Source organism: Pseudoalteromonas luteoviolacea CPMOR-1 (assembly GCF_001625685.1).
GTDB lineage: Bacteria > Pseudomonadota > Gammaproteobacteria > Enterobacterales > Alteromonadaceae > Pseudoalteromonas > Pseudoalteromonas luteoviolacea_K.
Genome location: NZ_AUYC01000015.1, coordinates 12,049 through 26,658 on the forward strand (window position 1 = coordinate 12,049; position 14,610 = coordinate 26,658).

A 14,610-nucleotide genomic window follows, 5' to 3' on the forward strand; every position below is an offset into this window, starting at 1 on the left:
ACACCTCCTAAAACACCTTGAATGGTGCGACTAAGTCTAAAACTGTTTGCGCTACGTCTCTTAAATTTGTGATATCAGAGTCGTAACAGGCGATAGCGTCATTTGGCATTACGTATGGATTGATTTTATCTCTATAAGGCATACGCATAAGCTGCTCGATTGAACGCTCGATCACTTGCGTCTGTTTTGTAATGGGGTGCGTACTAACTAACACCACACGGCGAGGCGCGTTAGTATATGATTTGCCACCCACACAGTTAGCTGAGACTGCAGCTTGTAATAAACGCGTACCATAAGGCAGACTACTTGAAAAACGACCGATGGCTGCGTTTGAATTACTCTCTGCAGAATCTATCAAGTTCGACATAAATACTCGAAAGCCTTTTGGCGTGATCTGCGACGGTCTAACCAAGTGAGGTTGAAAACACCCTGTACTTGGTACTATCACTTGATCACCAGCTATCAATGCATAGTCAGTTACCGGCTCGCCGGTTAAAATACCCGTAAGGTCAACTTCTACTTGCCAACCGGAACGAATTAAAATCACTTGATCTAACTTCGCATCAGGACGAATACCAGAGGCAGTTCTGACCGCTTCAGACAATAAACGCTTCTTACTTTGGTCGCCAGAAGCTGCAAGGCGTTCTTGCTGTACTTGCGAGGGGATCGTTGCATTAATTGTCACGCGACCTGGTTCGAACACCGCGCCTGATACAGGCACTTCTATGGATGCTAAGTTGAGTACTTTGATATTTACATCAAGCGTATGCGCTTTGAATATATTCGCTCTGATCAATGCCAGTTCAATGCGCTCACTTAAATGCTTGGTGGTCAAACCCGCGGCAAAGATAGGTTCAATCACGGGCATTTCCAGCAGGCCAGAGCTATCTAGTATATAGCGGCCATTGAAACCTTCACCAAACTCCATATTAATATCGATCAAGTCACCTGGGCTCAGTGGTAAAGAATTTGCATCTTTTCCACCAAGCACAGGTACGGGAGCTTGATTGTTTGGGTGCGTAACAATTGCTTTGTCAACGCGGTACTGTTTTGAAATGGCAAATTCGTTCGCGCCTGAGCAATCTAAACCAGCTGCGAATACTGTGCCGGGCTCTGCTGGGTTAATCACTGTGCCTTGTGCATCAGGGTGGCCATAAAAACGGTCGTCGTTATCTTCTAACTCTACTGTTCCGTCAATATGTGCACAGCCAGCAGTCAGCGCGATATTGCACACGAGTGCTAATATACTGAGCTTTTTTGTGATGCTGGTGACTGTCATAGTCTATTCCTTAATGAAAGATACTGTCTTAAATAAAGCATTAATTAGGCCAGTTGTCGAAATCATTTAAAAACAGAAGGTTATAAAGTTATTTTGCAGTTTTTATATTGATTTTTTGCAATTTGCATCGAGTGGCGTTTGCAAAATAGAAAAACCAGCCTTTGCTGGTTTTTTTATTTAAGGGTATTGAATGTGATTGGTAAACTTTAATGCGACTTTTGAATGTATGAAACACCGCGCATTGCTGCATTCTCTATGGTGTTATAAATACAGGCGGGTAATGTACTTAGATACGTACATGCCCATGTTGCTAGGGTGCGTTTTGGCTCTTCTTTTAAAATACGCCAGTTAGTTTTAAGTGCTTGATGCATCAGCTTAATTGCCTGAGAGCTGTTTCTTGACTGAATCGCACGGCGGCATAAATAACGCAGCTGATAAGCTTTTGCCAGTGAGGCATATTGATTGAAGAACGCTTCATGGCCGATACGGTTTTGGTCAACTGCATACTGCCAGCTGGTAAATTGCTTATGTAAGTTAGATGATAATCCCGATGCGTTGACGCGATAATAAGTCAGCGGCTGGGCAATGCCTTCAAATTCAAAATCAGTATCTAGTGCCATTCTCAACCACATCTCGATGTCTTCAGACTGACGCAGTTCTTCATCAAAGTATTGTGTCCATGCACGCATACCATCTTGAAATGCCACTGCATCAAATACCGCTTTTCTGATCACAGGCGCAGAGCCATTACCGACAGGGTTGCGGCAAAAGATTTGTTTTGTGGTGATGCCTGTTAAAGCGGGAAATTGACCAATGCCAAGAGGTGCACCGTCTTCATCTACAAATAGGGATGGGCAGTAGCTCACACCTACTTTAGGGCTGCTGTCTAAGTGTGCAACGTGCAACTCTAATTTTTTTGCTGACCAGAAATCGTCGGCGTCCAGTAGGGCAATGTATTTGCCTTTCGCTGCTCGAATTCCAGTGTTTCTGGCACCCGACAGGCCACGATTAAGTTGCTGAATGACTTGAATGCGTGAGTCATCAAACTGTGCGACTTTAGCCAGCGTATCGTCACTGCAACCATCATCAACACATAATATTTCAAAGTCTTGATAAGTTTGCTTCAGTACCGAGCCAATGCTTTGCTCAATATATTTACCTACATTGTACATTGGAATAACGACGCTAACAGTTGGGTTGATTAAAGTAGTCATAGCAAGCTCCTTAGGCGGCTTTGATGGCGCTGAATTTGACAAGAAGCACATTGATGGCAGGGAATACCAGCCACAAGATGCTGCTCAAAAGTAAAACTAGGGCAAATGTGTCTGGCTGCTGTGGTGCGATAGCCAATACACCGATGATGGATACGATAAGGCAGAATGCACATTGTTGTGTTTCTAACTTAAATAGGCCTTTACTGCGTAGCATCGCACTGTAGGTGTCTGACCATACTGTGGTGATTGCAATAAGGCACAATAAACTGGTTGTTGTAAAACTTGCCTGCCAATCGGCTGAGAAAAGAAAGGGTACATAGATTGGCACCAAGGCCGATTGGCATACAAAAATGGCAGATACCGCAGCGGTAACCCACATGATTTTTTGATTTAGGTTGCCCGTTTGTGCATTTTTTTGTTGCTGGCAAACATACGGGTAAAGCGCAGTGATGTAGGCTTGGCTGATTGACATGGCCAGTCCAATGCCCGCACTTTTAGCAAAGCTGTAAAGGCCAAACAATTCAGGTGAAAGTAATCTTGCACCGATGAAGATGTCCATGTTCATACGCAGTGAACGCAGACCTTCAGCAGCAGCGAGTTGTGTAGAAGAGCCAAGTAAATAAAAAAATGTATCGCGCTTGAAGCCTATTTTATGAGGCAGAGTGTCAACCATTGAAAAAGCGCCAAGCCACAATAATGCAAACGCCCATTTTGCGTAAACAATCGATAGTAGGCCCGCATCAAAGTAAAGTGCAATAGCTATCGTGGTATTTTCTAAAATGATGCAGCAGCTACTGATCATGCTAAACAGTGCCATGCGGTTATCGCGCTGTACCAAAAATGCTCGGGTGCTGACGATGGGGAATACCAAGTAGGTAAATGCCATCAAAGCTACTAAGGTTGTGATGTCATGCTCTGGGAACAGCCACTGAGTGGCGTAGGCAGCAATGAGTTGCACGATGCAAAGTGCAATGCACAGTAGCCATTGTATGCACAAGCCATTTGACAGGTAATCAGGTAAATCACCGTCTTTTGCACGGATAATTTGTGCGCCAGTACCTGAGCGTAAAAGTAAACGAATAACTTCATGTATGCTCAGTGCCAGCATAGCTGCGCCATATTCGACAGGTACCAAAAATGCAGCCATCGCCATAATGCTCAGTAAGCGCGTAGCTTTGGCTACAACTTCTGCGCCCACCAGCCAAGAGGTGTTACGCAGTAGTAGCTTCAGTGAGTGTTTACTTGATTGCATTGGCTTTACTCGGTTTTAAGTGATACCTCTATCAATCAATAATTACGCCAACTCTATTTTTGTTTTTAACCGGCTGATTTTTATGGTTATCTTGTTTTTGTTTATAAGTTAACAGTCGTTCTTTATCGCAATTTGCAATGCAGGTGTTTTCTAATTTGCAAAGGTCCAATCCTTGTTAAGGCTCCCATTTTTGTATTTTGCGATACAAAGTTGAGGGACTGACTTCCAATAGACTGGCGGCTTTGACTACATTGTCTTCACAAACAAGTAAGGCTTGCTCAATGGCAATACGTTCTACTTCTGAAAGGGGCACAATGTTGCTGGCATCGGGCGTTGCAGTGCTGATTGGTGCAGCCGAGCCATTAGCCAGCTGTGGGGCAGATGATGGCTTGTCTTTAGGTTTGAACAGCTCTTCATTGGGTTTTAAATGTAATTGTTGCATCAATGTCTCTTCACTTACCATGGGCCCGTCGGACATCACCACGGCACTGTGAATGAGATTTTCTAGCTGTCTGACGTTACCAGGCCAGGCATAATTCAAAATGAGCTGTTCTGCACGCTTTGAAAAACCGACAAAAAGCTTATTTTCCATTTCGCTAAATTTGTTGAGATAGAAGAGTGCAATTTGCAAAGGGTCTTCATCACGATCAGACAAGGCGGGCATATCTATCGCGATGACATTAAGTCGATAAAATAAGTCTTCACGCAGCAGTTGTTGCTCAATGGCTTCAAGTGGGTTGCGGTTAGTCGCACAGACGAATCTCACATCGACTTTTTCGACCTTGCCGCTACCGACGCGTTGAAAAGTTCCCGTCTGAATGAAGCGAAGAATTTTAGCCTGAAGTGCCATATCCATTTCGCCAATTTCATCCAAAAATAGCGTGCCGCCATCTGCCAAGGTTGCTGCGCCATCGCGGTTATTGGTTGCGCCAGAGAACGCACCTTTAATATGGCCAAAGATTTCGGACTCCATCAATTCAGATGGAATCGCCGCGCAGTTAATACAGACAAGCTCATTGTTGTGGCGAGGACTTAAGTTGTGTATGGCCTCGGCAGCCAGCTCTTTACCTGTACCACTGGGGCCGGTGATAAACACATTAGCACGGCTCGGTGCAGCCTTATCGATACATTTATACACAACTTGCATTGCTAAGGAGCCGCCAATAAAGCGTTGAAACTGAGATCTATGTTCTCGTTTATAGCGCTTTAGACTGGCGCGCAGCATGTTGCGCTCAGCAATGAGCATTTTAGTCTGTAGTGCCTGCTCAATGGTGATCCTGAGATTATCGTTATCCCACGGTTTTTGCATATAGCCCCAAACTTTCCCTTGGTTTATCGCGTCAATGAGTGCAGCTTGTTCGGTGAAGGCGGTAAGCATAATGCGAATGGTATCCGGGTATTGTTCGGCGATGATGGCGAGTAGTTCATTACCTGTCATCTCTGGCATATTTTTATCTGTGACAACCACATCGATGGATTCATTCGCCAAAATCTCTAGTGCGGCAGGTCCACCTTCAGCGGTATGAATATGATATTGATCGGAGCGTAATGCTCGGCTGAGTGAGCGCAAAATATGTGGCTCGTCATCAACTAGCAAAATATTAAGTCCTGTTATTTTATCCATTCAAGCGCTCCTTTATTAATTTTTGTTCTCTATTAAGATATAGCAGTGTAACTCTCAGAGTTCCAAAGACTTTTGTTAGAAAGTAGCGGATATGTAATATTTATCACGATGCGATAAATATAACCGCAACAAGCATAGACAAAGATTCTGACTAACGTATAAAGATCTGGTAATTTTGTTGTGATAGAGTGAGGGCGTGTGAAAGAGAGGGAATAAAGTGCGCTCCACATAAGCAGAGCACACTTTGGCTTGGAGAGCTTACTTAAATGTATGGACTATTGTCTCGTCTGAATCGAGCGGAAACAGCACTTGATTTGTCTCTAACATGCTATCCACGCGCACCAGCATCGTTTTTGCTGTTTGTGGCAACGTAAGGGTGTGCTGTAGCTGTCCAGACGGATTAAATCTCAAAGTGGCAACCAGCTCTCTATTACCCATCAACTCGTCTTCAACAGAAGGCACCTCGACATCAAATGAATAAATTTTAATGGTTCTTCCTGCCAAAGACTCACCAAATACATTTTCACCACTGAACTCCATTGTTACTTCATCGCTGGTTCTGAATTTAAAATCAGGCATAACATAGAGATCTGTCGAGTCTGTCGCTGCAGACTCTTTAAGCTCAGCTTGTGGCATGAAGTCTTCCATGGTTGCCGCCGGTTCCTGTGCTGGTGTTTGTGCAGGCTCTGTTTGTTGTGGTTCACTGGTCGCTGCGTTGGATGTTGCAGTCGGTTGCGTCGTTGCCTGTGTCGCTGCTGGGGCTGGCGAACTCGATTCAGAGCCGCCACCTCCTCCGCAACCTGTTATCAGAGTAGCCAGTAGGGTGATGCTGAACATTGCGGTTAAGTTAGTTACTGTTTTCATGGTGCGCTCCTAATTACTCTGATTCTGGCATGTAGTAGTGGGTGTCTCTGTCACTGGTTTTGTACCAATCCTGTGCTTGTGCACCGCTTGATTCAACCCAGGTCTCGTAGTTAGGGTATGCCCATAACACATCAATATATTCACGTGGGTAGTTAAACTCTTCACTCACTGTCAGCGCCCAAGGTAAGTTATCAGCTGTTCTGAAATAACGGTTCAGGCTTGGATCTGATGAGTCATCCACCTTACCAAAACGTGTTTGGTCGAATAAGTCTGTTGGCGGATAATCAGCCATGTGAACTTCTATGGTGCGATCCGATGTTCTGAAGATAAAGAAGTCTAAATCCGCGATGCTGAGCGAAGGCTGAGATGCCTCAAATGTGACGTCGAGTGTAAATGGTACCGGCTCAAAGTAACTACATTCTTTCACTGTGTTAAAGTGCGTACACTTGCCTGATTCACCAGTTTGCGTGAATAGCTGTGTATTGCTCCAAAGTTGTAACACGGCATTTGATTGATATTCCTCTACGTTCTTTTCAAACGTTTGACCGTCTATGGTGACAGTGGCTTTTTCAATGAGACCTGGTGCTGAGTCTAATATGCGAAGCGCATAGCCATTTTCATATGCAGCACCACGCGCCGTGATCCAGCCGTGTAAAATAAACCCGCTGACTTCGTTATTGACATCAAACGTTGTTTGTATGCGTTGTTTTACGACTAAATCATTTAAATCATAGTCGCCGCGTTGTGGCCAATTATCTTCATAAGCGAGTGTTGACACACCGGTTTGTGAAGGGAAATACTGGCTGTGTGATCGTCTGAAATCATTTGGAAATTCATCTTGCTCGTCAGGTATACCATCCGCATCGCTGTCGTTGGCTTCAGGCATGACAACAAGATTACTCGATTGAATAGCGGTGCCGGGACTACTTTGCACACTGAATACGGCATCGTTGAAGTCATTGTCACCCCATGTACGCGGTAAATCTTCGAAACCGATAACCACTTCTTGTTCTTGCTCATCATATAAGAGCACGCAATGCTGTCTTAAGTCTTCAGTCGGTTCAGGATTAAGTGACGAGATTGAGTAGTAATAAGGTATCTGCCAATTTTTCACCCCAGTGTAGTACCAAAAACCATTTGCTGCGACGAAAAAGCCGATACTGGTGCCCGCAGGGTGCGTGCCGATACTCACGCGGTGGCCGTTGGTCAAATGTGGATAGCTCAAGTTTGGAAAGACGATGGTTTCTTGTATTTGGTCCGCTGAGGTAGGCGGGTTTTCAGGATCAAAGGTGAAATAACCAAAAGAGTTTTTATATCCAGCGCCTTCATGAATAAAGGTAATAAAGACTTCCGCTTCTTCTACTAAGTGTATAGTAGAGCCGCTGTCACCAGTTATAAAGGCTTCGTTTATTTTCGCTTCGGGTAATGCATTGCTGATACGTTGGAAAAAATCACGACTATACTCGTCGCGTGCGTAAATTAAGCTGTCTGGTTTACCTGTATTTTGGTTATAACCATCTGGCCAAGCTTGCCCAGATTGAAACTGCCATACGTAGTTGCCATCGACCAGCTGTACAGCAACCGCGCTTGATGCCATGGTGCAAAGTGCAGCAGAAACGCACATCTTTGTGAAATAGCTCATAACGTGTAGACCTTGTTTTCGATTAAGTTGACAAGACAAGAGCAGCAACTGTGCCAGAAAATAAAGTTTATAAATTACAGTTGTTTGTGTTTTTTAAGTGAGTTTTTAAGGGGGCGGTTTTCGCAAATTAATACGCATATTTTTTAGATTTCTTAAAATGAAAAAATATTTCTTGTGCAAACTTATGCTGAGTTTGCTTTATTTAAAAAAGGCACGAAGTCAGATAAGGGAGCGGTAAATGACAAAGAATAAAAATGAGACTCTGGTATTTAGTGTGGCTTTGAATGGGTACCAATGGCGCTATAGCCACTGTATAAAAAGTCAAAAGCGATATGCAAAAAAAATGGGGTATGACTATGTGGTTATCACTCGGCCTCTATTTACCTCTTTAGGTGTGGAATGCTGCTGGCTTAAACTGTTACTTTTAAAAGCAGCGTTACAGGCAGGCTATATTAATGTGTTGTTTGTTGATGCGGATGCATTCATACAAGACGACTGCCCACAGATTGAATCGCTACTAGTCGCTGATAAGTTCATTTATATGGCCCATGGTTTTAGTGGCGAAATCAATTCAGGCGTTATGTTAGTGCACAACACGCTAGCTGCAGTTGCGTGGTTTGAACAAGTACTTGGCGCGATTGAAACCCCGGTTGCCGAGTCGAAAGGGATTGGCTGGGGGGAGAATGGGCATGTCGCGCATTTTGCTAAAAGCACCGATGGATTTCAGTTGATTTCGGATAAATGGAATAACACGCACTCTAAAGGCATGGCGGATTATATTCGTCACTTTAATTATGGCCCTTTGAAAAATAGCTTTTTTGATAAAATGGTCCATAAAATCATTTTTAAAGTGAGTAAGCTATTGCTTAGGTGCGATCTTAATGATGCCCAGCAACAAGGTAAAAAACTCACCGTTGTTAATAGTAAACTGCCAGCGCTATTTAACAGAGTTCGTCGTATTTATCCGCAATTTAGTAAGTAGTAAGGAAGTATAACGAATAGTTGCTCTCATATTTTTTAAATTAAAAAATACTTCTCGTTGTGCTTTGCAAATTAAGAAATTCTATTCACTCTAAAATTGCAAAGTTTAATTAAGTTATTATAATTCAACACTTTAAAGTTTTTATTTCATTTGGCACAGTCCTCGCAATTACCTCTACAACAAAGATTACGGAGGTGGTGACATGGCTGCTCAAACTAACAAACATCAGATTGCATCTACAAAAAAAACAAGTGCAACACGTAGTGTAATTAGATTTACGTTTGCAATCGTTTTGATGGTCGCTTTGCTTCCTTTATACATCTTAAACATTCTGTTTAGCATGCTAGTCTTGAAAGCCCCAATCAAAGGTGAAAACTGGATTGATATCGGTGGCGATGTGGTTGAGCTTTACAGCTGGCAAGTGGGTCCATTCAAATCGAGCGCAAACATAATTAACGTTGCAATGGGTCAAGTTCACTTTGTAGGCACACCCATTATTCGCGGCACAACGTCAATCCCCAATGTAAAGCGGTTCAAATCACCATGCGAAAAAGCAGGTTTATATGATTGCTTACAGCTGCATCGCGCTACGGGTTTAGTTGCAAGTGATGAGCTAACATTACTGGAAGCACAGGCGAAGCAAAACTGTATTCAAGACGCGATGATGGTTTTGAAGTTAGTTTTGTGTAAGGCGCTGTATAAAAAATCTGGTAGTACGCAAGGTGACAACCAGATGTTTGGCATACCATTCTCGAATACCAAAATGCATGATGCGATTAATTGGGTATGCGACAGTGACCAAGTGCAGACTAATTGCCGTGTCGGTTACTTCCTTAATGTGAATTCAATTAACTTAGCTGCGAGCAACAAAGCGTTACACCACACACTGTGTGATAGCGATAAGAACTTTGTTGACGGTTCTGGCATGCGAATAGCGGCACAGCATTCAGGTATCGATTTGGCAGACAATGTAAACGGTACTGACATGTTGCCACTGCTCTGTGAGCAGGCTGTACAAACCGAACAATCGTTATTTTTGCTAGGGGCAAAAGAAGGTGTCGCGAAAAAAGCAGGCGAAGCTCTGCAAGCTAAATACACAGGTTTAGACATTCGCGGCACGCATCACGGTTATTTTAACAGTGATGACGACATCATCGAGCAAATTAATCAAAGCGGAGCGACCATTTTGCTGGTGGCTCTAGGATCACCTCGCCAGGAACTATGGCTTGCTAAAAACAAACATCGTTTAAATTGCCAGTGTGCATTGGCAGTAGGTGGTTTATTTGACTTCTTTTCTGGGGCAATTCCAAGAGCACCGCTCTGGATGCGCGAAATGGGCTTAGAGTGGGTATGGCGTTTAATGCAGGAACCAAAAACCAAGTTCAATCGCTATGTCGTTGGCAACCCAGTGTTCTTATTCCGAGTTTTCATTTTAAAACAATCTATCAGAGGGCTTTAATCATGGATATCACAACTAAAATTGCGACAAACGTGACAGCTACATCAACTCAAACAGCAAAGAAAGTAACAAAACATCATATTGACGGTGTCCACCACGGCATTCCAGTGTGGTTCCAAAGAGCGGTTGCAGCGCTAGGCTTATTAGCTATTAGCCCTCTGTTATTACTATTGATGTTAGCGATAAAGCTAGAAAGCAAGGGGCCAGTGGTATTTCGTCAAACGAGAGTAGGTAAATTTGGTCGTCGTTTCACTATGTACAAGTTCCGTTCAATGTATATGCAGGACGATCCGCGCTTCCAAGCGCCTGACCAGAAAGACAGTGCTAGAGAGGGTGTATGTCAGAAGTATATCCACGACCCTCGTATCACTTGTATTGGTCGTTTCATTCGTAAATATTCGATTGATGAGTTACCGCAGTTATTAAATGTTGTAAGAGGCGACATGATGTTAATCGGTCCAAGACCTGCACTAGAGATGGAAGTTGCGCAATACAAACCAGCACAACTGTCACGTTTAAACTCAGAGCAGGGGTTAACAGGTCTTTGGCAAGTAACAGGCCGTGCAGATACGACGTTTGAACAGCAAGTGCAATTGGACGAGCAGTATATTGTTGAGCAGAGCATTATGAGCGACGTTAAGATTTTACTGAAAACTGTACCATGTGTAGTAGGTGCAAAAGGTGCATATTAAATTTTACTCCCTTCACTTTATCCAGCCAGTAACTTATTTACTGGCTTTTTTATTTTAAAAATCCCTGCATTTTGCATTTTCGTTCTGCAAATTCTCATAGTGAAAATCCCCAATATTTATTTTTAATATTATTTAAGGTGTTGATATTTATTAATTTAAAATTATTTTTTGTTTTGGCATAGCCCCTGCAATATCTAGGTATAGACACAGAGTTGAGGACTACACATGCAAAGCAAACATGACATATATATTGTTGGTTACTACGGCATGCGCAACAGCGGAGACGATGCGCTGATGTTAGCAAGTATAGAAGGTGCAAAAAGCACATTCGGTAGTAACAACATCGCTGTTAATGCCAGCAGTCAATATGGCTTAGTGAAACAGCTAGAGGTACAAGGCCAAGCACCGATGTTGTTTAGAGGCCACCAAAGAGTAACGCATTACAAACGTGCATTTAATGCAAAGAAAATTGTTTTTGGTGGGGGCTCTGTATTGCACTCAAGCAAAGATATTGCACAAAAGTGTCATATGATTTCTTTGTGTGGCAAGCAGTCTAGCTATGCCGTTGGTGTTGGGATTGAGGATTTTAAAACAACAGCAGATGAAAAGCAGTGTGCGAAGTTTTTAAACAAGTGTCACTTCACTGGCGTAAGAGATGCGAAAAGTTTTGACATTGCGAAAGCGATTGCACCGAATGCCAATATATCGCAGACATTTGATTTGGCACCTTCGCTGTTACATTACTTCGGTAATTCAATTCAAGCAATTGAGCGCAGAGGTGTCGCGTTTAATTTCTGTCAGCAAGCGATTAATGCGTTTGGTGAAGCAGATCAGTTGAGCGAACGTGCCAGAATCAGAAAAGCAGTGAAGTTGATGACCGCTATTTGGGAAATGACACGTGAAGACATCTATCTTGTAGATTTTAACGACCACAGCACATTAGGTGATAACAATGTGCACGAGCAAATTCTTCGTAAAATGCCAAGTTATGTACCGGTTAAACGTATTCGATATACAGTGAATCCACTGCGCTTACTACAAAGCATGGCAATGTTTAAAGCAGTGGTTGGTATGAGATTACACGCTGCAGTTTATGCCTACATGGTGAATACGCCGTTTATTAACTTGCAGTATCACAGCAAATGTAAGCAATGGTCAAAGCAAATTGGCATGGCAGACATGTATCAATTTGATGCCAATGACTATGACCCACTAGAGGTCATCAATATTACAAATCAGGTTGTATCTGGCCACTGTGTAGCACCAACACTACCAGTAGAGCAAGCGGTCGCATTATCAATGAATAATTGGAGCAATGAATATGAACAGCATCAAATTCTCAGTTGTTATCCCTCTGTACAATAAACGCGATTGCATTGAACGTGCAATTAATAGTGTGGTTGCTCAGAGCTATAAAGCAGATGAAATTATTATCATTGATGATGGCTCTACAGATGACAGTGCGGATATCGTCAGTGCTTTAAATATCAGTAACGTAAAATTAGTGAAGCAGGCAAACCAAGGTGTATCAGAAGCGCGTAATGCAGGTGCTAATCTTGCCAAGAATGAGTTTATTGCCTTTTTAGATGCCGATGATACATGGTCGCCATTTTTCTTGAATCGCATTGCAGATTTAATTAATCAATACCCAAACATGGGCTTATATGCAACGCGTTACCAGAAAGTATACGGTGATAATGATTACAAAGACGCAAAAATTGCGTTGACTCAATGGGATGCTAACGGCTATGAAATGGATAACTATTTCGCGGTCGCAGCAAGTGGTGACTTACCATTTACCATGTCGAGTATTGTTGTAAGGAAGTCGACATTTGATGAATTAGGTGGTTTCCCGCGCGGTGAGTGGATGGGAGAAGATCAGAGCTTTTATGTTAACTTTGCTTTGTACTCACGTATTGCCTACTCACCATTAATTGAAAGTTTTTACTTTCAAGGCACTCAAAACAGTGCATGTGACAAGGCTCCGCCAAAAGAGTTATGTCCATTTGCTGAGCGTTTGCTGGATGATGTGAAAGCAGGGCGTATCGCACCCAGGTTAGAGCAGATGGTATTAAAGTATGTTGGCGCACATATTTGCGATCTGGCGAAACGCCACATCAAACATGGCTCTTATGATTATGCTGCACAGTTACTGTCAAACCCAGTATCTCGCACTAAACCGGTTCATTGGAGCTTTTACAAGCTGGTATCTACGCCAATGTCTATTTTCTCTAAAGCGGCATAGACTGTGACAAGATGTTCAATACTGAGCGAGTAAAGTACTTCGGTACTTTATTCGCTAAAAGCGTGTTGTTCTAAAGATTGAGTCTGTTCCGTCACAAGTAAATATGAGCTTTGACTATACCAATCTCCTAACACTGTTCTAGTGAACTTATTTTTATGTATTTTTGGCCTATGTGTATGGCCGTGTATCATGTGCTGTACATTATATTTTTCAAACATCTCGGCGACTGCGTCGTCTGTCACATCTAATATACTGGGCGCTTTGCCCTGTTGATTAAGCTTGCTTTTTGCTCTGGCATTTTTAGCCACTCTGCGTCTGTACCATAACGGCATCGCGAGCATTAACTTCGGCCACCACCAGCCGCGACTCTTTTTTCGAAACTTTTGATACTCGATATCTTGAGTACACATTTCATCACCGTGTAAGATCAGTGTCGGCGTGCCGTATAGGTCGATCACTGCTTGCTCTGGTAATAAAGTCATGCCACATAACTTGGCATACTGTTCGCCAATTAAAAAATCACGGTTGCCGTGAATAAAGTACACGTTTGTACCTGTATGACTGATGGCTTTGAGTCGTTTAGCAACTTCAATTGCAAGTGGGTCGCCTTCATCATCGCCAATCCAAACTTCAAAAAAGTCACCCAATATGTATAACGCATCCACACTGTCATCTATAAAAGCATCCAAGAAGTTATAAAAGGCGTTGGTGATGTCTGGTCTGTGTTCGGTTAAATGAAGGTCAGAAATAAAGTAGGTCTTGCGCATGATGTCTCTTGTTATAAATAAGAGCGCCTTAGCGCTCATATTTTTAGTCAGTGTTATTCAGTGATGGTAGCACTTTCGATGATCACATCATCCAGTGGCACATCCTGATGGAAGCCTGATGAACCTGTTGCAACACCTTTGATCTTGTTCACAACGTCCATGCCTTCAACAACTTCAGCAAATACGCAATAACCCCAACCTTGAGACGTTTCGCTTGAGAAGTTTAGGAAGTCATTGTCATTCACGTTAATGAAAAACTGTGCTGTTGCAGAGTGAGGATCTGGCGTACGTGCCATGGCAAGTGTACCAACTTTGTTAGCAAGACCATTGTTTGCTTCATTTTGGATAGGCGCGTCAACTTCTTTTTGACTCATACCAGGCTCAAAACCACCGCCTTGGATCATGAAACCATCGATCACACGGTGAAAGATAGTGCCGTTGTAAAAGCCGCTTTCAACATATTTTTTGAAGTTTGCAACTGTAGTAGGTGCTTCTTTTTCAAATAGTGCGATTTTGATTTCGCCGAAGTTTGTTTGTAAAACAACCATAATGGGTCCTTGAATTACAATGATAAGATTAAAACGCTATTT

At 42.8% G+C, this 14,610-nt stretch carries 13 protein-coding genes; 5 read left to right on the forward strand and 8 right to left on the reverse strand.

All coding sequences use genetic code 11. The features are described 5' to 3' along the window. Positions 1–7: 7 nt before the first annotated feature. The 6 genes from N473_RS04710 to N473_RS04735 form a co-directional block, all read right to left on the reverse strand. Positions 8–1,279 (reverse strand): polysaccharide biosynthesis/export family protein, encoded by a 1,272-nt coding sequence (locus tag N473_RS04710; protein WP_063366940.1) that lies wholly within the window; start codon positions 1,277–1,279, stop codon positions 8–10. 206 nt (positions 1,280–1,485) lie between these two features. Further along, complete coding sequence (locus N473_RS04715) at positions 1,486–2,493, reverse strand: glycosyltransferase family 2 protein (protein WP_063366941.1); 1,008 nt, start codon at positions 2,491–2,493, stop codon at positions 1,486–1,488. A 10-nt stretch (positions 2,494–2,503) separates the two neighbouring features. Further along, a complete protein-coding gene (locus N473_RS04720) occupies positions 2,504–3,745 on the reverse strand; it encodes an oligosaccharide flippase family protein (RefSeq protein WP_063366942.1) in 1,242 nt (413 codons plus the stop codon). Positions 3,746–3,920: 175 nt separating this feature from the next. Continuing rightward, positions 3,921–5,369: a sigma-54-dependent transcriptional regulator gene (locus N473_RS04725; protein WP_063366943.1), complete on the reverse strand. Its 1,449-nt coding sequence runs from the start codon at positions 5,367–5,369 to the stop codon at positions 3,921–3,923. 258 nt (positions 5,370–5,627) lie between these two features. Further along, entirely contained in the window at positions 5,628–6,233 is a 606-nt protein-coding gene (locus tag N473_RS04730) for a hypothetical protein (RefSeq protein WP_063366944.1), read from the reverse strand. 13 nt (positions 6,234–6,246) lie between these two features. Then, positions 6,247–7,875 (reverse strand): LruC domain-containing protein, encoded by a 1,629-nt coding sequence (locus N473_RS04735; protein ID WP_063366945.1) that lies wholly within the window; start codon positions 7,873–7,875, stop codon positions 6,247–6,249. A gap of 238 nt (positions 7,876–8,113) precedes the next feature. Between N473_RS04735 and N473_RS04740 the strand changes: the two genes are divergently transcribed. The 5 genes from N473_RS04740 to N473_RS04760 all read left to right on the forward strand — a co-directional run bounded on the left by N473_RS04740 (position 8,114) and on the right by N473_RS04760 (position 13,253). Then, complete coding sequence (locus tag N473_RS04740) at positions 8,114–8,857, forward strand: hypothetical protein (RefSeq protein ID WP_063366946.1); 744 nt, start codon at positions 8,114–8,116, stop codon at positions 8,855–8,857. A 202-nt stretch (positions 8,858–9,059) separates the two neighbouring features. Continuing rightward, positions 9,060–10,316, forward strand: a complete 1,257-nt coding sequence (locus N473_RS04745) for a WecB/TagA/CpsF family glycosyltransferase (protein WP_063366947.1) — start codon at positions 9,060–9,062, stop codon at positions 10,314–10,316. Between the two features lie 2 nt (positions 10,317–10,318). After that, a complete protein-coding gene (locus N473_RS04750; RefSeq protein WP_052262146.1) occupies positions 10,319–11,008 on the forward strand; it encodes a sugar transferase in 690 nt (229 codons plus the stop codon). Between the two features lie 225 nt (positions 11,009–11,233). After that, positions 11,234–12,373 carry a polysaccharide pyruvyl transferase family protein gene (locus N473_RS04755; RefSeq protein WP_063366948.1) on the forward strand — a complete coding sequence of 380 codons (1,140 nt, stop codon included), beginning with the start codon at positions 11,234–11,236 and terminating at the stop codon, positions 12,371–12,373. Next, positions 12,330–13,253, forward strand: a complete 924-nt coding sequence (locus N473_RS04760) for a glycosyltransferase family 2 protein (protein WP_063366949.1) — start codon at positions 12,330–12,332, stop codon at positions 13,251–13,253. The genes N473_RS04755 and N473_RS04760 overlap by 44 nt, the downstream gene beginning before the upstream one ends. 47 nt (positions 13,254–13,300) lie before the next feature. Here N473_RS04760 and N473_RS04765 read toward each other — a convergent pair whose 3' ends face one another. Beyond that, positions 13,301–14,020, reverse strand: coding sequence for a UDP-2,3-diacylglucosamine diphosphatase (locus tag N473_RS04765; RefSeq protein ID WP_063366950.1), 720 nt, complete (start codon positions 14,018–14,020; stop codon positions 13,301–13,303). A gap of 53 nt (positions 14,021–14,073) precedes the next feature. Continuing rightward, the gene (locus N473_RS04770) at positions 14,074–14,568 is read right to left on the reverse strand and encodes a peptidylprolyl isomerase (RefSeq protein ID WP_063366951.1); all 495 of its coding nucleotides are present in this window, start codon (positions 14,566–14,568) and stop codon (positions 14,074–14,076) included. Positions 14,569–14,610 lie beyond the last annotated feature (42 nt).

What these genes read in the sequence shown, in the direction of transcription:
- N473_RS04710 (WP_063366940.1), bottom strand. Translation starts at nt 1,279, where the DNA reads ATGACAGTCACCAGCATCACAAAAAAGCTCAGTATATTAGCACTCGTG.
- N473_RS04715 (WP_063366941.1), bottom strand. Translation starts at nt 2,493, where the DNA reads ATGACTACTTTAATCAACCCAACTGTTAGCGTCGTTATTCCAATGTAC.
- N473_RS04720 (WP_063366942.1), bottom strand. Translation starts at nt 3,745, where the DNA reads ATGCAATCAAGTAAACACTCACTGAAGCTACTACTGCGTAACACCTCT.
- N473_RS04725 (WP_063366943.1), bottom strand. Translation starts at nt 5,369, where the DNA reads ATGGATAAAATAACAGGACTTAATATTTTGCTAGTTGATGACGAGCCA.
- N473_RS04730 (WP_063366944.1), bottom strand. Translation starts at nt 6,233, where the DNA reads ATGAAAACAGTAACTAACTTAACCGCAATGTTCAGCATCACCCTACTG.
- N473_RS04735 (WP_063366945.1), bottom strand. Translation starts at nt 7,875, where the DNA reads ATGAGCTATTTCACAAAGATGTGCGTTTCTGCTGCACTTTGCACCATG.
- N473_RS04740 (WP_063366946.1), top strand. Translation starts at nt 8,114, where the DNA reads ATGACAAAGAATAAAAATGAGACTCTGGTATTTAGTGTGGCTTTGAAT.
- N473_RS04745 (WP_063366947.1), top strand. Translation starts at nt 9,060, where the DNA reads ATGGCTGCTCAAACTAACAAACATCAGATTGCATCTACAAAAAAAACA.
- N473_RS04750 (WP_052262146.1), top strand. Translation starts at nt 10,319, where the DNA reads ATGGATATCACAACTAAAATTGCGACAAACGTGACAGCTACATCAACT.
- N473_RS04755 (WP_063366948.1), top strand. Translation starts at nt 11,234, where the DNA reads ATGCAAAGCAAACATGACATATATATTGTTGGTTACTACGGCATGCGC.
- N473_RS04760 (WP_063366949.1), top strand. Translation starts at nt 12,330, where the DNA reads ATGAACAGCATCAAATTCTCAGTTGTTATCCCTCTGTACAATAAACGC.
- N473_RS04765 (WP_063366950.1), bottom strand. Translation starts at nt 14,020, where the DNA reads ATGCGCAAGACCTACTTTATTTCTGACCTTCATTTAACCGAACACAGA.
- N473_RS04770 (WP_063366951.1), bottom strand. Translation starts at nt 14,568, where the DNA reads ATGGTTGTTTTACAAACAAACTTCGGCGAAATCAAAATCGCACTATTT.